Source organism: Mesorhizobium sp. WSM4815, from assembly GCF_055811575.1.
Map to the genome: position 1 here is coordinate 23,913 of NZ_JBVVQS010000095.1, position 21,638 is coordinate 45,550.

Annotated in this window: 22 protein-coding genes; 11 read left to right on the forward strand and 11 right to left on the reverse strand. The window is 61.2% G+C overall.

What is annotated here, in order from left to right; all coding sequences use genetic code 11:
• Positions 1 to 79 precede the first annotated feature (79 nt).
• Together AC0L2B_RS17305 and AC0L2B_RS17310 are read left to right on the forward strand one after the other, a co-directional pair.
• On the forward strand, positions 80 to 655 hold the full coding sequence (locus tag AC0L2B_RS17305; RefSeq protein ID WP_473746218.1) for a winged helix-turn-helix domain-containing protein: 576 nt from the start codon (positions 80 to 82) through the stop codon (positions 653 to 655).
• Entirely contained in the window at positions 604 to 2,925 is a 2,322-nt protein-coding gene (locus AC0L2B_RS17310; protein ID WP_473746219.1) for an ATP-binding protein, read from the forward strand. Before AC0L2B_RS17305 ends, AC0L2B_RS17310 begins: the two co-directional genes overlap by 52 nt.
• Before the next feature lie 237 nt (positions 2,926 to 3,162).
• On the opposite strand, the gene AC0L2B_RS17315 is transcribed toward AC0L2B_RS17310, so the two are convergent.
• Positions 3,163 to 3,420, reverse strand: coding sequence for a pyocin activator PrtN family protein (locus tag AC0L2B_RS17315; RefSeq protein ID WP_473746220.1), 258 nt, complete (start codon positions 3,418 to 3,420; stop codon positions 3,163 to 3,165).
• Positions 3,421 to 3,537: 117 nt separating this feature from the next.
• Here AC0L2B_RS17315 and dusA point away from each other — a divergent pair, with 117 nt between their 5' ends.
• Together dusA and AC0L2B_RS17325 are read left to right on the forward strand one after the other, a co-directional pair.
• Positions 3,538 to 4,518 carry a tRNA dihydrouridine(20/20a) synthase DusA gene (dusA, locus tag AC0L2B_RS17320; RefSeq protein ID WP_473746221.1) on the forward strand — a complete coding sequence of 327 codons (981 nt, stop codon included), beginning with the start codon at positions 3,538 to 3,540 and terminating at the stop codon, positions 4,516 to 4,518.
• Between the two features lie 557 nt (positions 4,519 to 5,075).
• Entirely contained in the window at positions 5,076 to 6,674 is a 1,599-nt protein-coding gene (locus tag AC0L2B_RS17325; RefSeq protein ID WP_473746222.1) for an ABC transporter substrate-binding protein, read from the forward strand.
• Between the two features lie 138 nt (positions 6,675 to 6,812).
• On the opposite strand, the gene AC0L2B_RS17330 is transcribed toward AC0L2B_RS17325, so the two are convergent.
• The 3 genes from AC0L2B_RS17330 to AC0L2B_RS17340 all read right to left on the reverse strand — a co-directional run bounded on the left by AC0L2B_RS17330 (position 6,813) and on the right by AC0L2B_RS17340 (position 10,156).
• The gene (locus tag AC0L2B_RS17330) at positions 6,813 to 9,002 is read right to left on the reverse strand and encodes an adenylate/guanylate cyclase domain-containing protein (protein WP_473746223.1); all 2,190 of its coding nucleotides are present in this window, start codon (positions 9,000 to 9,002) and stop codon (positions 6,813 to 6,815) included.
• A gap of 208 nt (positions 9,003 to 9,210) precedes the next feature.
• Positions 9,211 to 9,915, reverse strand: coding sequence for a TIGR02281 family clan AA aspartic protease (locus AC0L2B_RS17335; protein ID WP_473746224.1), 705 nt, complete (start codon positions 9,913 to 9,915; stop codon positions 9,211 to 9,213).
• Between the two features lie 7 nt (positions 9,916 to 9,922).
• Positions 9,923 to 10,156 carry a DUF1289 domain-containing protein gene (locus tag AC0L2B_RS17340; protein ID WP_027151770.1) on the reverse strand — a complete coding sequence of 78 codons (234 nt, stop codon included), beginning with the start codon at positions 10,154 to 10,156 and terminating at the stop codon, positions 9,923 to 9,925.
• A gap of 181 nt (positions 10,157 to 10,337) precedes the next feature.
• Here AC0L2B_RS17340 and AC0L2B_RS17345 point away from each other — a divergent pair, with 181 nt between their 5' ends.
• Positions 10,338 to 11,333, forward strand: a complete 996-nt coding sequence (locus AC0L2B_RS17345; protein ID WP_473746225.1) for a nicotinate-nucleotide--dimethylbenzimidazole phosphoribosyltransferase — start codon at positions 10,338 to 10,340, stop codon at positions 11,331 to 11,333.
• Between the two features lie 72 nt (positions 11,334 to 11,405).
• Here the strand turns inward: AC0L2B_RS17345 and AC0L2B_RS17350 are convergent, their stop codons facing one another.
• Entirely contained in the window at positions 11,406 to 12,926 is a 1,521-nt protein-coding gene (locus tag AC0L2B_RS17350; RefSeq protein WP_473746226.1) for a sensor histidine kinase, read from the reverse strand.
• A gap of 75 nt (positions 12,927 to 13,001) precedes the next feature.
• Between AC0L2B_RS17350 and AC0L2B_RS17355 the strand changes: the two genes are divergently transcribed.
• The 4 genes from AC0L2B_RS17355 to AC0L2B_RS17370 all read left to right on the forward strand — a co-directional run bounded on the left by AC0L2B_RS17355 (position 13,002) and on the right by AC0L2B_RS17370 (position 15,620).
• Positions 13,002 to 13,625 carry a thermonuclease family protein gene (locus AC0L2B_RS17355; RefSeq protein WP_473746227.1) on the forward strand — a complete coding sequence of 208 codons (624 nt, stop codon included), beginning with the start codon at positions 13,002 to 13,004 and terminating at the stop codon, positions 13,623 to 13,625.
• A 140-nt stretch (positions 13,626 to 13,765) separates the two neighbouring features.
• The gene (locus AC0L2B_RS17360; protein ID WP_473746228.1) at positions 13,766 to 14,377 is read left to right on the forward strand and encodes a glutathione S-transferase; all 612 of its coding nucleotides are present in this window, start codon (positions 13,766 to 13,768) and stop codon (positions 14,375 to 14,377) included.
• A complete protein-coding gene (locus AC0L2B_RS17365; protein WP_473746346.1) occupies positions 14,317 to 15,009 on the forward strand; it encodes a uracil-DNA glycosylase family protein in 693 nt (230 codons plus the stop codon). The genes AC0L2B_RS17360 and AC0L2B_RS17365 overlap by 61 nt, the downstream gene beginning before the upstream one ends.
• Before the next feature lie 119 nt (positions 15,010 to 15,128).
• A complete protein-coding gene (locus AC0L2B_RS17370; RefSeq protein ID WP_006333679.1) occupies positions 15,129 to 15,620 on the forward strand; it encodes an Lrp/AsnC family transcriptional regulator in 492 nt (163 codons plus the stop codon).
• Positions 15,621 to 15,632: 12 nt separating this feature from the next.
• Here the strand turns inward: AC0L2B_RS17370 and AC0L2B_RS17375 are convergent, their stop codons facing one another.
• The gene (locus AC0L2B_RS17375; RefSeq protein ID WP_473746229.1) at positions 15,633 to 16,199 is read right to left on the reverse strand and encodes a DUF3299 domain-containing protein; all 567 of its coding nucleotides are present in this window, start codon (positions 16,197 to 16,199) and stop codon (positions 15,633 to 15,635) included.
• A gap of 319 nt (positions 16,200 to 16,518) precedes the next feature.
• Here AC0L2B_RS17375 and AC0L2B_RS17380 point away from each other — a divergent pair, with 319 nt between their 5' ends.
• Both AC0L2B_RS17380 and AC0L2B_RS17385 read left to right on the forward strand, forming a co-directional pair.
• Complete coding sequence (locus AC0L2B_RS17380) at positions 16,519 to 16,833, forward strand: hypothetical protein (protein WP_473746230.1); 315 nt, start codon at positions 16,519 to 16,521, stop codon at positions 16,831 to 16,833.
• Complete coding sequence (locus tag AC0L2B_RS17385) at positions 16,806 to 17,873, forward strand: DUF7986 domain-containing protein (RefSeq protein ID WP_473746231.1); 1,068 nt, start codon at positions 16,806 to 16,808, stop codon at positions 17,871 to 17,873. The genes AC0L2B_RS17380 and AC0L2B_RS17385 overlap by 28 nt, the downstream gene beginning before the upstream one ends.
• Here AC0L2B_RS17385 and AC0L2B_RS17390 read toward each other — a convergent pair.
• The 5 genes from AC0L2B_RS17390 to AC0L2B_RS17410 form a co-directional block, all read right to left on the reverse strand.
• Positions 17,819 to 18,466 carry a GNAT family N-acetyltransferase gene (locus AC0L2B_RS17390; protein WP_473746232.1) on the reverse strand — a complete coding sequence of 216 codons (648 nt, stop codon included), beginning with the start codon at positions 18,464 to 18,466 and terminating at the stop codon, positions 17,819 to 17,821. The genes AC0L2B_RS17385 and AC0L2B_RS17390 overlap by 55 nt on opposite strands.
• A complete protein-coding gene (locus tag AC0L2B_RS17395; RefSeq protein ID WP_473746233.1) occupies positions 18,429 to 19,130 on the reverse strand; it encodes a DNA alkylation repair protein in 702 nt (233 codons plus the stop codon). Before AC0L2B_RS17395 ends, AC0L2B_RS17390 begins: the two co-directional genes overlap by 38 nt.
• An 8-nt stretch (positions 19,131 to 19,138) precedes the next feature.
• The gene (locus AC0L2B_RS17400) at positions 19,139 to 20,008 is read right to left on the reverse strand and encodes an NAD(P)-dependent oxidoreductase (protein WP_473746347.1); all 870 of its coding nucleotides are present in this window, start codon (positions 20,006 to 20,008) and stop codon (positions 19,139 to 19,141) included.
• 62 nt (positions 20,009 to 20,070) lie between these two features.
• Positions 20,071 to 20,904: an ABC transporter permease gene (locus AC0L2B_RS17405; protein ID WP_128172519.1), complete on the reverse strand. Its 834-nt coding sequence runs from the start codon at positions 20,902 to 20,904 to the stop codon at positions 20,071 to 20,073.
• Positions 20,901 to 21,614, reverse strand: coding sequence for an ABC transporter permease (locus AC0L2B_RS17410; RefSeq protein ID WP_287175057.1), 714 nt, complete (start codon positions 21,612 to 21,614; stop codon positions 20,901 to 20,903). The genes AC0L2B_RS17405 and AC0L2B_RS17410 overlap by 4 nt, the downstream gene beginning before the upstream one ends.
• Positions 21,615 to 21,638 lie beyond the last annotated feature (24 nt).

A 21,638-nucleotide genomic window follows, 5' to 3' on the forward strand; every position in this document is an offset into this window, starting at 1 on the left:
GCTTGCAGCGAAGCCCCCACTTTTGTTCTTCTCATAGCTGAGTGGTCGCCTGCATGGAGCAGGCCGCGAAGGGAGTGTCATGGCAGGGCCTGCAAGCGACACGATATCATTTGGTCCCTTTACGCTTGCCGTCCGCGAACGGCTGCTCTTGCGGCAAGGCACCACCGTCGATCTGGGCGGGCGGGCTTTCGATATCCTGGCTACTTTGGCTGCCCGCTCCAACGAGGTGATCAGCAAGAAGGATTTGTTGGCGAACGTCTGGCCCGACGTCACCGTCGAGGAGGGTAGTCTGCGGTTTCACATGGCCAATCTCAGAAAGGCGTTGGGCGACGGCAAGGACGGCGCGCGCTACATCGCTACCTTGAAGGGCCGGGGCTATTGCTTCGTGGCGCCGGTCTCGCGATCGGGTGGTCGCAACGATGCGCGAAGCGAGGCTGCCGCCAGCTACCCGCAGGCCAACCTGCCGAGCCGACTAGCCCGCATGGTCGGGCGAACCGACGACACGGCCGCGCTTTCCGCGGAGCTGGCGGCAGCGCGCTTCGTCACGTCGTCGGGACGGGTGGGGTCGGCAAGACCACCGTTGCGTTGGCGGCCGGGCATCACGTGGTCGATGCGTTCGCTGGCGCCGTGCATTTCGTCGATCTTGGCGCGCTGAATGATCCCAACCTGGTCGCGCCGACTGTAGCGTCGATGCTGGGGCTGTCGCTTCAGTCTGACGACGCCACGTCCGCTCTCATCACATACCTGGCTGACAAGAGAATCCTCCTGATCCTGGACACCTGCGAGCATGTCATAGACGCGGCGGCAGACCTGGCGGCCCGTATCTTCGCTGCCGCACCGCAGGCCCACATCCTGGCGACGAGCCGGGAGGCTCTCCAGGTCGAAGGCGAGCACGTCTATAAGCTCGCGCCGCTTGCTTACCCGCCGGACGATCTGGAACCCACCGCGGCAGTCGCGCAGGCGTTCCCTGCGACCGAGCTGTTCTTGGAGCGCGCAGCAGCGAGCGGTGCTCGTCTTGACCTCGACGATTCGGAAGCGGGGGTCGTGGCGCACATCTGCCGGAAGCTTGATGGCGTACCTCTTGCCATCGAACTGGCGGCCGGGCGGGTGGCAAGCTATGGCCTGCAGACAACCGCGATGCTTCTCGACGAACGCCTGGCCCTCATGTGGCCGGGGCAGCGCAGCGCACCGCCGCGCCAGAAGACACTTCAGGCTACTCTGGACTGGAGCCTCGGGCTTCTGTCCGAATTCGAGCGCCTGGTGCTTCGCCGGCTTGCCGTTTTCGTCGGTCATTTTTCGATCGATGCCGCGCTGACAATAGTAACGAGCCCGACCGTGGACGATGCGCTCGTATTCAGCGCCATCGATAGCCTCGTGGCGAAGTCGATGGTTGCGGCGAGGCCAGCCGGTGCAACGATGCGCTATCGACTGCTCGATACGACGCGGGCTTATGCCCTTCAGTTCGAGGTCCAGGATGCGGAACTCACGGAACTGGCCGCCCGGCACGCGACCTACTGTCTGCGATGGCTGGAGGATACGGGGAATGAGTGGCCTACGTTGTCGAGCGCGTCGCAACGATCACTGCACCTCGCGGGCCTTGCCAATGTGCGTGGGGCTCTGGATTGGTGTTTCGGATCCAACGGAGATGCCAGGCTCGGCATTCGTCTTGCCGCCGCCGCTGCTCCGCTTTTCCTGTCGATGTCCTTGCTCACCGAGTGCCATCGCTGGAGTTCCCGGGCAATTTTCGCTCTCGACGACTCCATGCGCAGCGGACGCGAGGAGATGCACCTTCAGGCGGGCCTTGGAGTTTCCCTGATGTTCACGCACGGGGGAAGGGACGCAGCGCGCGTGGCGCTGAACAGAAGCTTCTCCATTGCCGAGCAGCGCAGCGATGCGCTCGACCAGATTCAGGTTCTCGGGCCGCTGCAGATGTTCCATTTGCGTACCGGAGATTTCAGGACCGCACTCCGCTACGCGGAGCGTTGCACCGTCATTGCCGACGCGCTGGAAGACTCCGTTTCCACGACATTGGCGCATTCGTTGATGGGAATATCGCTTCACCTCAATGGAGAACTAGCTCGCGCCCAGACCTCGCTTGCGGCAGCATTGCGATACGGGCCGCGTTCCGGTCGGACCACGACCAACTATCTCGGCTTCGACGGGAGAATCCTGGCCGGCGCGATCCTGGCAAGAACGCTTTGGCTGCAAGGCCATCCGGATCGGGCGGTGGAACGCGCGCTGCTGACGATCAAGGACGCCGAGATCCTGAACCATCCGCTGACGCTTTCGATCGCTCTTGTCTGGGCCGTTTCCGTGTTCCTTTGGGTCGGCGATCTCGACCGCGCGGACGAGCATATAGACCGTCTCTGCTTGCGTGCGGAACCCCACTCGCTCGGACCGTATCTGGCGCTAGGACGAGGCTTCAAGGGAGAACTGGCCATTCGTCGAGGCGATGCGGAAAAGGGAATCGAGAGCCTGCAAGGCAGTCTCGCGGAGCTCCACGCAGCACCCTACGAACTGCTCACCACTCCGCTCAACGTCGCGCTCGTTCAAGGCCTTGCCGCCACGGGCCGGCTCGCGGAGGCCCTCGCACTGCTCGACGACACGATCCTGTCGGTCGAGGCAAACGGAGATCTCTGCTATATGCCGGAGTTGCTGCGCGTGAAGGGCTGCCTTGTTTTGGCGTCAGTGCAGTCTGGCGACGAGGCTGAAACCTACTTCAGGCGGTCACTCGAAATGAGCCAGGGTTGGGGCGCGTGGGGGTGGGAGCTGCGCGCCGCGGTCGACCTGGCTACCCTTCTGATCGATCGCAGACAACACGAAACCGCCCGGGCGCATCTCCAGCCGCGGTTCGAGCGCTTCGTTGAAGGTTTGGATACTGCTGATCTGAAGTCAGCTGCACGTCTGCTCGCGACGCAGAGTTAGTCTGGCTCCGCTACGTGAGCCAAGTGTCTGCCAGCTAGACGGTTTGCGGCAGGAGTGCTCTTGTCGAGAGCAATGCGGCTATCGGCTGTCTTTCGGCGGCTATCATGCATAATATCGCCCCGTAGCGCGCAATCCAGCGGGGTACGCGGCGTCCGGCAGCAGGCCAGCTCAGCGCTTCGCGCTTCTTGCTTGCGTTGGCGTTTGGAGCCATTCGACCGTTCAAACCTGAACGGCAGCTCATCTGGGAAACTCTCTCTGGGCCACCTGTCTGTGCTTATCAAGGTAGTCAGCCAAATTCTGCAAATGGACACCCTTGGCACATTTCTGACTTGTTTCTATTCGCATGAGCGGCAGGGCAATGGCGCCTGAACTGAGCTTGCGAAGAACTTTCGGGAGCGTCAGGTGCAAAAAGAAATCGCGACGGACCTCATCGAGCGGAATGATGGCCTTACCATTATATTGTGCCATGAGCAGAAAAGCGGTGTTGAGTGACATTGATGGTTACGCTTTGAAAGATAGAATGAAATGGGTCACATATCATAGAGGCCGGCGATGTCAGTCTGACCAATCTAAGTGCCGTTTAAAAAATGTGTATAAATGATTGAAATACATATGAAATTCGCCATAGCGCCGATGATGGACTGGACCGACCGGCATTGCCGGTTCCTGCATCGCCAGTTGACGCGCCGGGCCTTGCTCTACACCGAGATGGTGGTGGCCGACGCGGTCATCCACGGCGAGCGCGAGCGCTTGCTTGGTTTCGATGATACGGAACATCCGGTCGCGTTGCAGGTCGGCGGCTCCGATCCGCAGAAGCTTGCCGAGGCGGCCCGCATCGGCGAAGCCTTCGGCTATGACGAGATCAACCTCAATGTCGGCTGCCCGTCCGACCGCGTCCAGTCGGGTACGTTCGGCGCCTGCCTGATGAAAGCACCGGACCTGGTCGCCGATTGCGTCGCGGCGATGAAGACTTCTGTCGGCATTCCGGTCACCGTCAAATGCCGCATCGGCGTCGACGAGCAGCACCCTGAGCCGGCGCTCGATACGCTGGCGGACGGGGTTTTCGCGGCCGGCGCCGACGCGCTGTGGGTGCATGCCCGCAAGGCGTGGCTGGAAGGGCTGAGCCCGAAGGAAAACCGCGACATCCCGCCGCTCGACTACAACAGAGTGTACCGACTGAAGGCAAAAAAGCCAAACAAATTCATCGGCATCAACGGCGGAATTCAATCTCTTGAAGAGGCGCTTGACCACATTGATCATGTCGACGGCGCCATGCTCGGCCGCGCCGCCTATCATACGCCGGGCATTCTGGCAGGCGTCGACGCGGCGTTTTACGGCGAGAAGCCCAAAACGTTCGATTTTGCCGCGCTGATCGATGCGATGGCGGATTATGCGGCACGCCATATTGAGCGGGGCGGGCGGCTTGGCCATGTCATCCGTCACATGGTCGGCCTGTTCCACGGCCTGCCCGGTGCGCGCCGTTACCGGCAGATCCTTTCGACCGATGCGACAAGGCCCGGCGCCGGACCCGATGTGCTGAAGGCGGCTTTCGCCGCAGTCGATTTTAGCGGGACGGACGCCGAAGCAGCCTGACTGTCCAATCGCGCAAGATCATGTGGAGGGCATCGCGTTGAAGGTACGCCCAACAACGCTAAGCGGGAACAAATGGTGATTCTGTTGGGCGTTCGTTTCGAAAGGCTGCCCTGGGTCGCTTGCAATCAACAGTAGCGGCCACCTGAACGGGCAGGTAGCGCCAGAAACGGACATTAGCGAAGCGATTCCAGGGCAGCTTTGGAAGAGCGGACCTTCGACATCCTCATATCAATTCATCAGCTTCGGCTCCTAGAATACCCTGTGCGATCTAAAATTTGCGTGCGCGGGTGATAGAGGCGGGCCCAGTAACTCCAGCCAGGTGTAATCGAAATACAGTTGGCAATCTTTCCGTCGCAGCCAACGAACTGGATATCGACCGATCCATCCGCCCCGGGGTGAGGCCCAAGTCCGCGCGGGAGCAAGCGAGAGGACACGAGTCCGACCGGGCGCTGCCGAGGTTCCTCGTTAGCTCGGGAATGCCTGTTGTGCTATCGTCCTAAAGTCTCTCGGGCCGCCAAGGGTCACGCATGATCTTCCGTTCGAGGGAGAGAGCATCTGTGACGGAATTTGAAACGAAACTGAAGTTGGCCGCCAAGCTTGCCGCGAAAGGCAGGGTTTCGCGTCGCGACTTTGTTCAGCTGGCGCTCGCCGCCGGCCTTGCCGCCACGGCCGCCAATGCGATGTTCGTCCAGGCGGTGCACGCCGAGCCCAAGAAGGGCGGCACCTTGAAGATCGGCATCGGCGATGCCGCCGCCGCCGATACACTGGAACCGGGTAGTACCAACGTCAACCCGTTCATCGGCACCGCGCTATTCGGAACCTTGTCGAACGGCCTGACCGAAATCGATTCCAAGGGCAATGTGGTCCCCGACCTCGCAGAGAGCTTTGAGCCGTCAGACGGCGCCAAGAAGTGGGTGTTCAAACTGAGGAAAGGAGCCACCTTTCACAATGGCAAGACGGTTACCGCCGACGATGTCGTGGCCTCTGTCAGGCATCACAGCATCGAGGGCACGAAATCGGTGATGAAATCGCTCTTGGCTTCGGTCAAGAATGTCGTCGCCGACGGTGCCGAGACGGTGGTGTTCGAACTCGACGGCGGCAATGCCGACTTCCCCTACATCATGTCGGACATCCCGGTCTTGCCGGCGAAAGAGGGCGGCGTCGACTGGGAGTCGGGCATCCGCACCGGGCCCTACATGCTCGAGAAATTCGAGCCCGGCGTCATCGCCACCTTCAACAAGAACCCTAGCTACTTCAAATCCGACAAGGGCTGGTTCGACCGTGTCGAATGCCTGGCGATCTATGATGTAACGGCGCGCACCAACGCGCTCTACACCGGCGAGATCCACTACATGGATCGCTGCGACCTGAAGACGCTCGACATTCTGAAGCAGAGCCCCGATCTCGCGATCTTGGAGACGACGGGCTACGGCCATTATGTCTATGTCATGAATGTCCAGAAGGCGCCCTTCGACAATCCCGATGTGCGGAATGCGATCAAATACTCGCTCAATCGCGACGAGATCGTGCAGAAGGTGTTTCTCGGCCACGGCGCCGTCGGCAACGACAATCCGATCGCACCGACCGTCAAGTTCGCGATCGATCCGCAGCCGAAGCACGTCTACGACCCCGACATGGTCAAGAGCCTCCTCAAGAAGGCGGGGGCCGAGAACACCCAGTTCGACCTGTCGGTCGCGGATGCCGCGTTCACGGGTGCGACCGACTCGGCTCTCCTGTGGCAGGAGCATGCCCGGACGGCCGGGCTCAATCTGAATGTGATCAGGGAGCCCAACGACGGCTATTGGGACAATGTCTGGCTCAAGAAGCCGTTCTTCGCCTCTTACTGGGCCGGCCGGCCGACGTGCGACTGGATGTTCACCACCGCCTATGCGGCGGAAGCGGTGTGGAACGAAACGACTTGGAAAAATCCGCGCTTTAATGAGCTGCTCGCCGCCGCCCGCTCGGAGACTGACAATACCAAGCGTGCCGGCATGTATGCCGAAATGCAGCAATTGCTGCATGACGACGGCGGGCTGGTGAACGTGGTCTTCAACTCCTATGTCGAAGCCCACACCAAGGCTCTCGCCCATGGCGAGGTGGCGTCGAACTGGCCGATGGACGGGCAGAAGATCGCCGAACGCTGGTGGTTCGCCTAGGCCGTGTACTCATATATTGGGATGGCGGATTGCACGCGTTTGATGCCTCCCTGTCCCCCAGCAGCGGCGCCGGAGCGGACATCGCAGCAGGTCCGAGTTGCCCACAAGCGGAAGTCCCTGGCGCGCATCCGGGGTCCATCAATTGCCTCTGATCTTAGACAGCGCGTTCTTTGCGTAAAAGCCGACCAGAGCTTCATTCTGGAGTGCCACGAGCGCAGGTATCGCAGCTTGTGCCGGAGGCCCGATCTTGCCCAGAGCCTCGATGGCCTCCCGTCGGAGATACTCAACCTTGAGCGCTTCAACCAAAGCCGGAACGGCTTGTAATGCCGCTGGTCCAAACCAGCCCAGTCGCTTTACTGCATATTGCTGGGAAAAGGGATTGCCGGTCTCAAGCTCCGCTTCCAGGCTCGTCACGGTGACGTCCAGCGGCAGCGCAGCGATACGGACACCGTCATTCAGGCGCTCCCGGACGCTTGCGTGTTCATAATCCCATTTGAACGAGAGGTGTAAGGTGTCGGGAAGGTTTTCGAGCCCTTTCTGGTCTAAACCCGGTCGGAACTTCAGTAGTATTTGTCTCGCTTCTTCCCGGCGCCCGAGCTGCGTCAGCACGGAACTGAAAGGTAGAAAGAGCGCAGTTGCGTCTGGGTTTCGCCTGACGCCTTCTCCGAACACCTCAGCCGCTTGCTTCAGATCGCCCGTTGCAAAAAGCGCCAATCCACGCGCGAGAACGTAGTGGCTTGGATAGTTCGGGTTGAGCCGCATGGCGGTCGCGACGAAATTCAGCGCCTCTGCAGGTTCGCCTGAGATCGTCAGCGCCCACGCCGTTGCGATGTGTGCCTCGGGGTCGTTGGGATCCAAAGCAATCGCTCGACCGGCATTCCTGCGTGCATCGTCGGCCAGACCTTGATAGACGTCCCGCAATGCCTCGACCGTGTAAGACAGTGACGTTGGATATTTCTTGGCCAGCTCTGCGTAATCGTGAGCTCCCCACCAGAAATATGGTTCGTCCCTTCCGAGTTCTTTACCCCAGAGTGACTCAACGACGCGGAAGTAGGCCAGCGCCAGGGCGGCATAAGCTCGCCCATATTCGGGATCAAGTTCGGTTGCTTTTTTCAAGGAAGTGATGGCGGCAGCTGTGTCCTTTGCGTTGTAACGGAGATACAGGCTCCAACCCTCTTCGAAAGCTTCCTTGGCTGCGATATTGTCCGGCTTGGCGCGGGCAATTTCCGTTTTTTCGGTGGTGGTGAGATTGACCTTCAAAGCTTCGACGATCTTTGCGACAAAAACGTCCTGGACCGCAAAAATATCGGCGACGTTTCCATCGAACCTGTCCGCCCACACATGCCCGCCGGTGAGGGCATCGATGAGTTGGGCGTTGACTCGCACCTGCTCGCCGGCTCGCCGTACGCTTCCCTCGAGAACGTAACGTACGCCAAGTTCTTCGGCGACCTGGCTGATTTTTACCGGCTTGCCGCGGTAAATGAATGTCGAGTTTCGCGCGATCACGAAGAGGCCGGAAAGCTTGGAAAGGTCGGTGATCAAGTCATCGGTCATGCCGTCGGCGAAGTGCTCCTGGCCGGCGTCGCTCGAGATGTTGGTGAATGGCAATACAGCGATCGATGGCTTATCCGGTAGCGGGAGCGCCATTCTTTCTCTGGAGGCCACCTCGACCGGCGGTCCTGAACCGTCGCCGACGACCTTCCAAAGTGCTACACCTCCGGCGATCAGGATCAGCGCCGTCGCCGCGACCGCCGGCCGGCGCCATTCGATATAGCGCTTGCGTTTTGCTGGAACTGTTCCGGATGCGGCGCGTGCCCGCGGGCCTATCCGATACAGACGAATAGGTTTTTCGATGTTCTTGAGCTTTTGTTCACCCAAGAATTCGAACTCAAAATCCAGCTTTCTCTCGACCTGATCGAATGCCGATCCTGAAATAAGGACGCCCCCGGGTTCGGCCAATCCTTCCAGTCTCGCTGCGACATTCACGCCGTCGCCATAGATATCCTGCCCTTCGACAATCACATCGCCGAGGTTTACGCCAATGCGGAATTCGAGTTGTTTTTCCTTCGGCAGTTCGGCGTTGCACTCCGCCATAGTCCGCTGGATTTCGACGGCGCAACCGACCGCGTCGACCACGCTGGAAAATTCTATCAGCGCGCCGTCGCCCATGAGCTTCACGATGCGCCCCTTATGAGCGGCGATCTTCGGATCGATCAGGTTCTCGCGGGTGCTCTTCAGGCGCGCGAGGGTATCCGCCTCATCGGCTTCCATAAGGCGGCTGTAGCCAACGATGTCAGCGGCAAGTATCGCCGCAAGCCTGCGCTCCATGGTAGTTTCCGGCGCTGGGCAACTGTTTCCATGATAAAAGAGTATCGCTTCGGAGCCTAGTCCTGCTCTCGTCGGCTTTGGGTCACGATTTGCCTTGAAGTTCCCAGATCGAGAGTTTGCAAAGTGTCGGAGATGCTCGCTACGCTGACCGACTGTCCCAACGAGAGCGCACTATTGGCAGCTCACTGAGCGGCGGCGCAGCGGCCGTTCAATCGCGCAAGATCATGCGGTCGCCGCGCACGTCGAAACCGGACAGCGAGCCGATGAAGTTCATGCCGAGCAGGCTCTGGCCGAGCATGCCGGGCGCGGCGATCATCACCGGCATGTCCTTGCGCACGATCCCGCCGATCGCCAATTCGTCGGTTCTCACGACGGCGGCGCGCGCCATGCCGTTGGCGGTCGAAACCGGGATGGTGAAATTGAGAGCGGCTGGATTGAAGCCGGCCGCTTGCGCGTCCTGCGCGGTCAGCACGGTGCTTGTTGCGCCGGTATCGACCACGGCCCGGACCGGCGTGCCGTTGACCATGATTCGTGCTTCGAAATGGCCATTGCCGGCCTTATCCAGGGTCACCGTGGCGTGGCCGTCCTCAAGGCCCAACGCCAGCGGACTGCCGGGAACAAGGCCGGCCGTTACCCGGCTGGCGAAATCCTGCAATTCATAACGATACTGGTAGCCGGCGATCAGTGCGAGCACGATGACGGCCCAGGCGCCCATGCTGCGGGCCATCGTGCCCAAGGGCCTGCCTGATCTGAGCAGGCCGGCGCCGATGAGCGCGACCAGTGCGGCAAGCCAGATCAGCCGGCTGAAATCGTAATTCTCGACGCCGAATGTGCTGCCGGCGGAATCGTTAAGCATGAGCAGGACAACGCCTACCCCGATCAGGATCATCAAAACCCAGAAAACCCGGTTCATATGTGGCTCACGAGAGAGCGTCGCGTTCGCGCGCGAGGCGGGTGCGGCGGGTTTCGCGGCGCGGTCTGCGTTCAACCGTTTCCAGCCGGGCCGGCAGCTCGGCCATGACGCTGCGGCGGATTTCAGGGGTCATCTCGATCCAGGCGCCGATTTCCTCGCGCGTACGGCCGCAGCCGAAGCAGAAGCCGGTTTTCATATCGATCGAACAGACCAGGACGCATGGGGATTCGATGGCCGTCATGTTTATCTCTCAGGATTCCCAAGGAATCCCTTGTCTCGCTTCCACATGGTGTAACGGCAAGGCCAATGCAAGACCTCCGGAATGCGCCGCCGGCAGCCGCTTTCGCGTCAATGCAGGCAGTTGTGCCGGCCGAGCAAGGCGGCTATGCCGCTCACCAACTCCGGGAACGATCATCGACGACATGACCAGCGCGCTGCCCTTTGACGATTTTCGCAATCTTCTGGCGACCCTGCCGCAGGCCGACGCGGCAGCCGAAGCCCGCGTCCGTGCGCTGTTTGCCACGGCCGACAAACCCAAGGGTTCGCTCGGCCGCATCGAGGACATCGCGGCTTGGCTGGCCGCCTGGAGCGGCCGCGCGCCGCCGGCAGTGAACCGGCCTCTGGTGGCGATCTTCGCCGGCAATCACGGCGTCGCTCGCCACGGCATTTCGCCACGGCCCGTCGCTACCACGGCGAACGCCGTCGAGCTTTGCGCGGCCGGCGGTGCGGCGATCAACCAGATCTGCATCGCCAATAATCTCGGGCTGAAAGTGTTCGATCTTGCGCTGCACATTCCAACCGCCGACATCACCGAGGAGGCGGCACTTGACGAACGCGGCTGTGCCGCCACCATGGCCTTCGGCATGGAGGCGATCGCCGGCGGCGCCGATCTGCTTTGCCTTGGCGACCTCGGCGTCGGCAATTCCACCGTCGCCGCGGCCTTGCTTGCCGCACTGTTCGGCGGCAGTGGCGCAGATTGGGTCGGCTCCGGATCGGGCGCCGATGCATCGATGCGGGTGCGCAAGGCGGAAGTGGTCGATGCCGCGCTAGCCTTCCACGGCACAGGTCTCAGGGACCCGCTGGAAGCGTTGCGCCGGGTTGGCGGCCGTGAGTTCGCAGCGATTGCCGGCGCCATCCTCGCCGCCCGGACGCAGAAGATCCCCGTCCTGCTCGATGGGTTGGTGACGACAGCCGCTGCGGCGGCGCTGCATGCCGCCGACGCCACTGCGCTCGATCATTGCCTGCTTGCCAGCCTGTCGCCAGAGCCTGCGCATGCTCGGGCCGCCGAGCGGCTCGGCTTGCGCCCGCTGCTTGATCTCGGCGTCAGCCACGGCGAGGGGGCAGGGGCGGCACTTGCGGCCGGCCTGGTCAAAGCCGCTGCGCTCACCGCCTCGGGCATGGCAGCGGCGCTGCATTAAAGCGCGTCGCGTTCGACCCGCCTCATGCGACGCGCTTCAGGTTGTTGTTTTGCGGCGACATGCATTAAGCGTCTATCGCCGGCGCGCAGCAACGGCCCTGGTCGGCAGCGCCGGCAATTCCTCCATCACCCGGCTCAACGGAAAGATGGCGATCGCCTCGGTGCCTTCGCGCAGTTTGGAATGGAGTTCGAACTCGCCGCCATGCATGGCGAGCAGGCTTTGGACGATCGGCAGGCCAAGCCCGGTGCCTTGCTCGGCGCTCTTGATGGCGATGGAGCCCTGGCCGAAGGCGGACAGCACGACCGGAATCTCGTCTTCCGGAATGCCGGGCCCATTATCTTTGACGGAGAGGTATTGGCCGCCGCCCGCCGTCCAGCCGACGCGCACGCGGATCTCGCCGCCAGTTCCGGTGAACTTGATGGCGTTCGACAAAAGATTGAGCGCGATCTGGCGCACCGCGCGTTCGTCAGCGAACAGGCGCGGCAAGGCGTTTTCGAAATCCTGGACGATGCGGATGTCCTTGTTGCGCGCCTTCAGCTCCATCATGTGACAGCAATCCTCGACGACGGAAAGCAGCATCATCGGCTCTTCGTTGAGCTGGTAGCGGCCCGCTTCGATGCGCGACAGGTCGAGGATTTCGTTGATCAGGTCGAGCAGGTGCTGGCCAGAGTCATGGACGTCGCGAGCATAGTCGCGATAGGTCGGATTGCTCATCGGTCCGAGCACTTCGTTCGCCATCACCTCGGAGAAACCGAGAATGGCGTTGAGCGGCGTCCGCAACTCATGACTCATCGAGGCCAAAAACCGCGACTTTGCCAAGTTGGCGTCCTCCGCCCGTCGGCGCGCTTCGTCCGACATCGATTTCGCCGTGTCCAATTCGGCAATCAGCGCGTCCTTTTCGGAGCGGAACGAGAGCAGCATCAAGGACGAGCGATTGAGGCGGCGCGCCACATAGGCGAAGAAGGGCAGCGAGACAATCAGCAACCCGGCCATGATCAACTCGACCGGCATCCACTGCCTGGCGCCGGCATAGGCATAGGCGGCCACCGGAACGGCGAAAGTCGCCAGCAACGCACCGCGCAACGATGACGCCGTGATCGCCGTCGCCGCCATGGCAAGCAGCAGCACCACCGCCTTGATCAACTGGAACCGGTCGACCTGGCAGGTGTCGCAACCGAGCCAGGCAAACCAGGCCCAGCCCAGGCCGCAAAGGAAATGGCCTATCAGGAAATCACGGTGCGTTTGCAGCGGGTTGAGTTCGGCAGCTTCCGTTCGGTCGACGCGCCTCGCCATGAACACGACGATGGCGTAGCAGATGAGTATAAGAAGCGCCCAGACGCCAATTGCCTTGCCGACGCCAGCAAACAGACCGGTCGCGGCGGTCGCCAGGACGAGAAGCGGAACTATGATCGCGCCGCCTATCATCGCACGGGCGTGCAGTTTCAACAGCTCGCGGTCGAAATCAGGATTTCCGGCCTGCTGCGAAAGACGGTCGCGCGTCTTGCGCACCGCGCGCGCCACATCGCTGTTGCGATGGGGTTTCCGGCGGTCCACAATAAACTTGTCCGCTGTGGTCGAACGTTGCGAGGGCATGGAGACTTCAATTTATGCGGGCAGCGGTTTCAAATTGTTAAGCTACGTTCGAATGATTAACCAACGGTTTGCCATATGAGCCGTTCGTGGTCGCGGCGGCCGGGACTGCGATACGTCCCGCCGCGGCCGCGAAGGCTTTGGCGCCGGCTGGTGGACTACGCACTGGCCATGCTTGTCCTCGGTCTGCTGATCCTTCTGGCGGCGCGCCTTGATCGGATCGAGACGCGCAAGGCTGAGGGTGCCGCCGTCGTCAATGACGGCGATACGATCACGCTCGGTACCGAGCGTATCCGCATGCGCGGCATTGATGCGCCAGAATATTCGCAGATCTGCCGCAAGGACGGCGCCGGCTATCCCTGCGGCAAGCTGGCGCGGCAGTCGCTGGTACGTCTGATAGCAGGCAAACCCGTCTCCTGCACCGGCTGGCAGCGCGACCGATACCGCCGGCTGCTCGGCAATTGCAACGCCGGCGGCAGGGATCTCAACCGCGCCCAGGTCGAGGCCGGCTGGGCAGTTGCCTATGGCGATTTTGAAACCGAGGAGGCCGCTGCCCGATCAGGCAAGGCCGGCATCTGGGCCGGCACTTTCGACGAACCGCACGACTGGCGCGAGAGCCGCGATCACGAAGTGGTCGAAAGAAAGCACGGTCGCTTGGCTTCGATCGGCGATGGCTTGCGAGAAATTTTTCGCTTCTGGTGATGGTCAACCCTATAGTGTTGCAACAGAGCGAGGTGCGTCCAGTCGGACGACACAAGCCATGCGCTGAGATTTTTTTAATCTTCGCGTCGTGCTTTCCGGCAATCGATTCCGGCCGTCGGGCCGGTGCGAAAGGAGGATGGATGAAACTCTTCGACGGCGGCCGGGCGCCCAATCCACGGCGGGTTCGCGTCTTCCTCGCCGAAAAGCGGCTTGAGGTTCCGCTGGTGCCCGTCGACATGGGCGCGATGCAGCAGAAAGAGCAGCCGGTCAGTTCGCGCAACCCGCTGCAGCGCCTGCCGGTGCTCGAACTCGACGACGGCACCGTCATCACCGAATCCGTCGCCATCTGCCGCTATTTCGAGGAACTGCACCCGGAACCGGCGTTGTTCGGCCGCGGCGCGCTCGGCAAAGCGCTGGTCGAGATGTGGCAGAGACGGATGGAGCTCAACTTGCTCAATTGCGTCAGCGCCGCGTTCCGACACGTCCATCCGGCGATGAAGGAATGGGAGATCCCGCAAATTCCCGAATGGGGCGAGGCCAACAAGCCGAAAGCCGTTGCATTCCTGAAACTGCTCGACGACGAGTTGGCGAACCGCGAATTCGTTGCCGGCGACGCCTATTCGATCGCCGACATCACCGGGCTGATTGCCATCGACTTCATGAAGCCGGCGCGCATCAAGGTGCCGGAAGACTGTGTCAACGTGCTGCGCTGGCATCAGGCGATCTCCAGCCGGCCGAGCGCCGCCGCCTGAAGATGAGCCCCAGGCATGATCGAGAGCTGGAAAACTTCGCGGCGAGGGTGCGCGCCTGCCGACTCTGCGTCGAAAACCCGGTAGGCCGGCCGCTGCCGCATGAGCCGCGCCCGGTGCTCAGGCCGTCGTCGAGCGCCCGTATCCTGATTGCCAGCCAGGCACCGGGCACCAAGGTGCATATGTCAGGCATGCCGTTCACCGACGCCTCCGGCGATCGGTTGCGGGACTGGCTGGGCGTCAGCAGCGAAGAATTCTACGACACGACAAAATTCGCCATCGTGCCGATGGGCTTTTGCTTTCCCGGCCAGGATGGCAAGGGCGGCGACCTGCCGCCGCGCCGCGAATGTGCAGCGGCCTGGCGTGCGCCACTGATGGCGCTGATGCCGCATATCGATCTGGTGCTGACGATCGGCATCTATGCGCAATCCTGGCACATGGGCGCCGCGCGCCGGCCCTCGCTGACGGAGACGGTGATGGACTGGCGCACCATCTGGGATGCGCCCACCATCCCGAAAGTGCTGCCGCTACCGCATCCGTCGTGGCGCAATACCGGCTGGCTGAAGCGCAATCCGTGGTTTGAAATGGATTTGCTGCCGTTTCTGAGATCGGAAATCCGCTATCGCCTCGGCTGACGCGTAAGCAAGAAATCACTCGCTTTTGCGCCATCTGACAGAATTTCTTTCTTGTGAATGGCCCAAATAAGAAGGACTATAGCCAATCTATTCCTGATCTATCCCGTGGGAGCACCCAAATGGACCGCCTTGACAGAAAAATCCTCCGCCTCTTGCAGGAGGACGCGACGCTCGCGGTCGCCGATGTCGCCAAGAAAGTCGGACTGTCGACCACGCCCTGCTGGCGGCGCATCCAGAAGCTCGAGGAGGAAGGCGTCATCAAGCGGCGCGTCGCCATCCTCGATCATGAAAAGGTCAATGTGCGTGTCACCGTGTTCGTGTCGATCCGCACCAATTCGCACAGCCATGAGTGGCTGCGGCGCTTTTCGGAGGTCATCCAGGAATTTCCGGAAGTGGTCGAGTTCTACCGGATGAGCGGCGACGTCGACTATCTCCTGCGCGTGGTGGTGCCCGACATCGCTGCTTACGACGCCTTCTACAAGCGGCTGATCGCCAAGATCGAGATCCGCGACGTCTCGTCGTCGTTTGCCATGGAACAGATCAAATACACGACAGAAATGCCGCTCGACTACATGGTTCTGGACAAGGAATCGGGCGCCAACGCGGCCTGAGGGAGTTTTCGCTTAGTTCTTCTTTTTGTTGAGGAAACTCCACGGCGAGTTTGCCGGTAGCGTGATCGTGTCCGGCACGAGATCGACATCCGTCACCTCCGCCTTGCGTACGGTGTAACCCGACTGGATCACGCTGACACCGTCGAGGATGAAGAGCTGACTTTTCTCCATGCCCGGCTCCAGCGCGCCGGTCACGGCAACCGGCTGATAGGCTTGCGACATTCTGTAGGGGCGGGCGGGCGTGACGAGGACGATCTGATTGGGCGGCGGCGTCGGCATGTGGCTGCACGCCCCTGTCCACGGCACCAGCAGGAACTGATAGACGAGATCGCCGTCCCGATCGAGCGGCAGCGCGTAGCCCGCCAGTTGGATGGCCTTGTCTCGCAAATTGACAGACAGCGTCTCGCCACGGTCAGGCATTTTTGCCGCGACCATCGGCAATCCGACACTTTCGGCAGCGGGCTGGGTCGCCGGGCGCAGGTCCTTCCAGAATATGCGCGCGGTTTCGGCGGTAGCGGTGGCAATGGAGATGCCGAGTGCGACAGCCAAGGCCGCGCCTGATTTGAGACAATTGTTCATTGGCTTCATGCTTCGCCAGTCCGTGGCTGGATCGGGTAAACCCGTCGTGAAGTATCGGCAACGGGGTGATCCGCTTGTTATCGCAGAATGCAACATAGAGTGCCATGCCCGTGGGGCTAACCGGGGCAAACCGTCGTTGGGGCTGCCGCCCACACCGAAGGGCAGAGCGGCGCCTGCGCGGGGAGTTCGATCCGAAGAAGGCGAGGAAATCGCCGAAAAAAGTCTTGCCCAGTGGCCTCAGCGGCGCAGAATAACCCGACCAAGCGACGCCAGAAGACAAACCCCATCTTCGAACATCGCATGAGCCTGGAGAAATTCAATGCCGACCAGCCATGATCTCAACGGGCTGATGAAATTCCTCAGCCGTGACGAATGGAGCGAGTGTTTCGCGGAAGTGTTCGACGATCATTTCGGCCCGATCCTCGGCGACGCGGACATGGAATTCGAAGAACTCGCCGAGATCCTGGGTGATGACCGAGTCATGAATCTTTGGGGCTGCGCCTTCGAGGATTTCCTGACCCAGGACTTCGAGGGCGAACCCAGCAACATCGTCGAAAGTATCTCAAGCGCAGAGGCTGGAAGGAAAATGCGCAAACGAGAGCCTATATGGGCGCGCTGCGTACTTCCATCATGAGCTTGTATGAGGTTAGCGACGTCGTTCCGGGACAATCGCTTATGGCGCGCGATCTTCTCCGTGGTGGCGAACCCATCGCCGTCGAAGAGGGCACCGCCACCAAGACGTTGAAGCAGTGGGACAAGATTGCGGCGAGAATCGTGTCCGTCCGCGGAAAGAATATCCTTACCGGCGGCATTCTTCAGTTCACCCGAGAGGCCACCCAATCCTTGTTCGATGCCCTGTTGGACGTGTTCGGCAAAAAGAACGCAAGAAAGCTGCCGGTCATAAGGGATGAAGACCTGCGGGCGGTGGCGTGCACGTTCACGCTCATATGGGTGTTCGACGCCCTTGGTAAGGCGCTGGACATGCCGATGCTTCAAAATGCCGAAGGCGACGAATTCATGTTTCATGATGTCCGCTTTCCCTTGGCCGCCGGCGCGTCGCAAGAGGACATCACCGCCCGGCTGAACGGCATAGCGGGCATGTCGCAGGAAAATGCGCAGTTCTGGAACTGGCTGGAATGCTCGCCGCAAGGCGAGGACAGACCCAAGCAGGCGGGCACGCTTTCCCTGGACACCGCAATGGACAACGGTTGGCGCGTGTTGGGCAATGTCGAGTTGAAAGGCGGTTTCCTGTGTCTATCCGCCAATTCCGCCGAGCGGGCGGAAAAAGGGACGGCCCTGATCCAGCGAGCCCTCGGCGATCTGGTCCGAACACCTCTTACCGAAATCCGTACCGTAAAGCAGATGATGGCTGAACGGCCAGCCAAGGAGGGCAGGACGCCCTCATCGAAGATTCCTCCGGAAGTCACTGAACCGGTCATTCACGAATACTCGGATCAACACTATCGGGATACCCTCGATCAGCCGGTCCAAGTTCTTGATGGCAAGACACCGCGTCAGGCCGTCAAGACCCAAACAGGCCGGCAAAAGGTGGCCGAATGGCTCAAACATCTGGAAAACCAGACCGCCAAGCAGCCTGACCGCTCCCATCCTATGGCCGTTTACAGTTTTGATTGGATGTGGACGGAACTCGGCGTTCGCGACCTGCGCCGATAGCGCCTGGCGTCCTCAACGCGCTCCAGGCGCATCACATGCCGGCGCGAGCCGGCCATGCCGATCTCGTGGAAGCCGCGGGCCACGAACATCTCGCGAAAGCCCATGAACCGGTAACTCGGCGACGCCTGGTCGACCGGATAGGCCTCGATGGTCCTGGCGCCTTTGGCGAAGGCGTGATCGATGGCCGCGTCGAGCAGGGCGCTTGCCAGTCCACGGCCGCGCGACGCCCTCGGCACATAGAAGCAGACGATCGACCAGACGCCCGCCTCGCTGTCGTCCTGCTCCTGCGACAGCTTGCGATAGGTCTCGCGTGGCGCCACGGAGCACCAGCCGACGGTCTTGCTTTCGGCATGGGCGACGATACCGACCGGCGTGCCGGCTTCGATGAGCGCCAGCATGGCCCGTCTCCTCTCATCGTTGGACGCGTGCTCGCGGTTTTCGAGGTGGCGCCAGGCCATGCACCAGCAATATTTCGGGCCGCCAGGCTGCTCGAACAGGTTCTCGAAATCGGCGCGCGCGGATCGCGTCACCTCAGTAAAGCGGATCTGGCTCCGGTCAGCCTTTTCTGGCGAGCCGCTCGAGTGTTTTGGCATCGGAAAGCTCCCTTGCAGCGTCCTTGCCGATCCAGCGCGCCGTCTTGTCGGTCGATCCGGCCAGCTTCTGTGCCAGGGCAAGGGCAGCGCCGTGCAAACTCATCGATCGCTTGCCTATAGAGCGAAGCGCCCAGTTCACTGCCTTCTTGACAAAGTTGCGGTCATCGGCGGCGTGCGCTTCGATGATCGGCAGGAAGTCGAGGAAGGTCGCCTCCGGCTCCTTCTTCCGGTGGACGACCGACCAGGCCATCATGGCAAAAGCCGTGCGTCGAACGAACTCGTGTTCGTCGGCCGCGAACTCTTCTATCAGCTCCTTCCAGCAATCCGAATCGACAAAGAGGTCGGAGACGCCGTCGACGATATCCCACGAGTCGAAAGTCGCCGCCCATCGTCTTGCATCCGCAGCAGAAAACCGCTTCGGATCGGCTGTGACGGAAGCGATGAACTGCGCTTCCATGATGCCCGACTCCCATAGTTCGAAGGCACGCTCATGGTTGCGCTTGATTTTCTTGGCAATCTGCCGCTGCACGCCATGCGGGATTCCGAGCGCACGTTCGATCTTGATGCCGTAGCGGAGCATGCCAAGGCGGTTCTCCTGCGAGCCGATCGAACGCAGATGGGCGACAATCTCCTCGGCGCTGGAGTGAGGCGAAAGCTCGGCCACAACAAAACCTACTTCTCCAATCGCGCCAGCAGCGAAGACGTGTCCCAGCGTTTGCCGCCCATCCCCTGCACATCCTTGTAGAACTGGTCGACAAGTGCCGTCACCGGCAGCTTGGCGCCGTTGCGGTCGGCCTCCGCCAGGCAGATGCCGAGATCCTTGCGCATCCAGTCGACGGCGAAGCCGAAATCATATTTGCCGGCATTCATCGTCTTGTGGCGGTTCTCCATCTGCCATGAGCCGGCCGCGCCCTTGGAGATCACCTCGATGACCTTTTCGATGTCGAGCCCGGCCTTCTTGCCGAAATGAATGCCTTCGGCCAGCCCTTGGACAAGGCCGGCGATGCAGATCTGGTTGATCATCTTGGTGAGTTGGCCGGAGCCGGCCGGGCCCATCAGCCCGACCATGCGGGCATAGGCATCGATGACAGGCTTCGCCTGCTCGAAGGCTTTCTGCTCGCCGCCGACCATGACGGTCAGGATGCCGTTTTCGGCGCCGGCCTGACCGCCGGAGACCGGTGCGTCGAGGAACGAAAAACCGCGAACTTGCGCCTTCTCCGCCAGTTCGCGCGCGACTTCAGCCGAGGCCGTGGTGTTGTCGATGAAGATGGCTCCCTTCTTCATCGAATGGAACGCACCCTCGGCTCCGATCGTCACCGCGCGCAAATCGTCGTCATTGCCAACGCAGCAAAAGACAAAATCCTTGCCGTCGGCGGCCTCAGCCGGCGTGTCGGCAACACTGCCGCCATGCTGGGCAACCCATTGCTCGGCCTTTGCCTTGGTGCGGTTGTAGACGGTGACGTCGTGGCCGCCCTTGTTCCGGAGATGTCCGGCCATTGGATAGCCCATGACGCCAAGACCGAGAAATGCCACCGATGCCATGTTTTCGAATCCCTTCAATCCTGTTTCCGGCCTTCTTAGCGGATCAGGCAAAGCTATGGGAGTCAGCGGTGCAGATGTATGGTAATGCGCCGTTCTATCCACTCGACCGCGTGGCGGAGTATCTCGACAATGATCAGATAGATGATCGCCGCCCAGACATAGGACTGGAAGTCGAAAGTCCGCGAATAGGTGAGCTTCGTGATGCCCATCAGATCATAGACGGTGATGATGGCTACGATCGCCGAGCCCTTGATCATCAGGATGATCTCGTTGCCGTAGGGACGCAGCGCCACGATCAGTGCCTGCGGCAGGATGATCTTCCACATCGTCTGCAATTTGTGCAGGCCGAGCGAGGCGGCGCCCTCCCACTGGCCCCTGGGCACGCTCTCGATCGCGCCGCGCAGGATTTCAGCCTGATAGGCGGCAGTATTGAGCGAGAAGGCGAAGATTGCGCAGTTGAACGCCTCGCGGAAAAAACCCCAGAGGCCAATCATATCGAGCTGCGGCCGGAACGAGCCTACGCCGTAATAGACAAGGAAGGTCTGGGCCAGCAGCGGCGTGCCGCGGAAGAAATAGACATAGGCGTAGGCAAGACCTGAAAGAAACCGGTTTTTCGACATGCGGGCATAGGCGATCGGCACCGACAGGACCGCGCCAAGCACGATCGAGATGGCGACCAGCAGAAGCGTCACACCTAGCCCTGTCACATAGGATGGCGCATATTTCGCGAAAAGCTCGCCGTTCCAGGCGACAATGAGGTACGCAGCAATCCCGGCGAGAAAAGCTATCCACATACAGACCAGCGCGTAGCCGAGAATACGTTGGCGCGGCCAGCCGTGCGGGATTGCTGGCGGTTTTTCGACCTTCCTCGCCACGTCGGCTGCTGCCGCACTCATCGCTGCACCTGCTGGCGGCCGACCGCACGTTCGATCGCATTGATGCCGAAGGACGATATGATTGCGAGGAGCAGATAAATAAGCGCGGCAACACCGAAAAACAGGAAGGCGTGCTTGGTGACGCGGGCGGCGACGCCCGCTTGTCGCAATATGTCGGTAAGTCCGATGGCGGAAACCAGGGCGGTATCCTTGAGCAGGATGAGCCACAGATTGGCAAGGCCCGGCAGCGCGATGCGGACAAGTTGCGGCAGCACCACAAGGCGCATCGTCTGCCAGCCAGACAAGCCAACCGAATAGCCGCCCTCATACTGTCCCTTCGGGATGGCGCGGAACGCCGAGAGGAAGACCTCGCTGGCGTAGGACGAGAAGACGACGCCGAGCGCGATCATGCCCGAAACAAAAGCATTCACTTCGACCGCGGCGGTCGGGTCATACAGGCGCATCAATTGCTGGATGCCGATTTGCGCGCCGTAAAAGATGATGAACAGGGTCAGCAGCTCAGGCAATCCACGAAAGATCGTGGTGTAGATATTGCCGGCCAGCCGCAGCGACGGCTCGTTGGATTGCTTGGCCAGTGCGACCAGAAAGCCGATCACCAGACCGAGAGGCAGGGTCGCGGCTGCAAGCGAAACGGTGATGAAAACACCATAGGCGATGTCGTCGAGCCAGCCTTCGGGGCCCCAACTGAGCAGCGTCCAAACGCTTTGCATCCGCCTGCCTGTTCTCCTCTATGG

What these genes read in the sequence shown, in the direction of transcription:
- AC0L2B_RS17305 (WP_473746218.1), top strand. Translation starts at nt 80, where the DNA reads ATGGCAGGGCCTGCAAGCGACACGATATCATTTGGTCCCTTTACGCTT.
- AC0L2B_RS17315 (WP_473746220.1), bottom strand. Translation starts at nt 3,420, where the DNA reads ATGTCACTCAACACCGCTTTTCTGCTCATGGCACAATATAATGGTAAG.
- dusA (WP_473746221.1), top strand. Translation starts at nt 3,538, where the DNA reads ATGAAATTCGCCATAGCGCCGATGATGGACTGGACCGACCGGCATTGC.
- AC0L2B_RS17330 (WP_473746223.1), bottom strand. Translation starts at nt 9,002, where the DNA reads ATGGAGCGCAGGCTTGCGGCGATACTTGCCGCTGACATCGTTGGCTAC.
- AC0L2B_RS17335 (WP_473746224.1), bottom strand. Translation starts at nt 9,915, where the DNA reads ATGAACCGGGTTTTCTGGGTTTTGATGATCCTGATCGGGGTAGGCGTT.
- AC0L2B_RS17340 (WP_027151770.1), bottom strand. Translation starts at nt 10,156, where the DNA reads ATGACGGCCATCGAATCCCCATGCGTCCTGGTCTGTTCGATCGATATG.
- AC0L2B_RS17345 (WP_473746225.1), top strand. Translation starts at nt 10,338, where the DNA reads ATGACCAGCGCGCTGCCCTTTGACGATTTTCGCAATCTTCTGGCGACC.
- AC0L2B_RS17350 (WP_473746226.1), bottom strand. Translation starts at nt 12,926, where the DNA reads ATGCCCTCGCAACGTTCGACCACAGCGGACAAGTTTATTGTGGACCGC.
- AC0L2B_RS17355 (WP_473746227.1), top strand. Translation starts at nt 13,002, where the DNA reads ATGAGCCGTTCGTGGTCGCGGCGGCCGGGACTGCGATACGTCCCGCCG.
- AC0L2B_RS17360 (WP_473746228.1), top strand. Translation starts at nt 13,766, where the DNA reads ATGAAACTCTTCGACGGCGGCCGGGCGCCCAATCCACGGCGGGTTCGC.
- AC0L2B_RS17370 (WP_006333679.1), top strand. Translation starts at nt 15,129, where the DNA reads ATGGACCGCCTTGACAGAAAAATCCTCCGCCTCTTGCAGGAGGACGCG.
- AC0L2B_RS17375 (WP_473746229.1), bottom strand. Translation starts at nt 16,199, where the DNA reads ATGAACAATTGTCTCAAATCAGGCGCGGCCTTGGCTGTCGCACTCGGC.
- AC0L2B_RS17380 (WP_473746230.1), top strand. Translation starts at nt 16,519, where the DNA reads ATGCCGACCAGCCATGATCTCAACGGGCTGATGAAATTCCTCAGCCGT.
- AC0L2B_RS17385 (WP_473746231.1), top strand. Translation starts at nt 16,806, where the DNA reads ATGGGCGCGCTGCGTACTTCCATCATGAGCTTGTATGAGGTTAGCGAC.
- AC0L2B_RS17390 (WP_473746232.1), bottom strand. Translation starts at nt 18,466, where the DNA reads ATGCCAAAACACTCGAGCGGCTCGCCAGAAAAGGCTGACCGGAGCCAG.
- AC0L2B_RS17400 (WP_473746347.1), bottom strand. Translation starts at nt 20,008, where the DNA reads ATGGCATCGGTGGCATTTCTCGGTCTTGGCGTCATGGGCTATCCAATG.
- AC0L2B_RS17405 (WP_128172519.1), bottom strand. Translation starts at nt 20,904, where the DNA reads ATGAGTGCGGCAGCAGCCGACGTGGCGAGGAAGGTCGAAAAACCGCCA.
- AC0L2B_RS17410 (WP_287175057.1), bottom strand. Translation starts at nt 21,614, where the DNA reads ATGCAAAGCGTTTGGACGCTGCTCAGTTGGGGCCCCGAAGGCTGGCTC.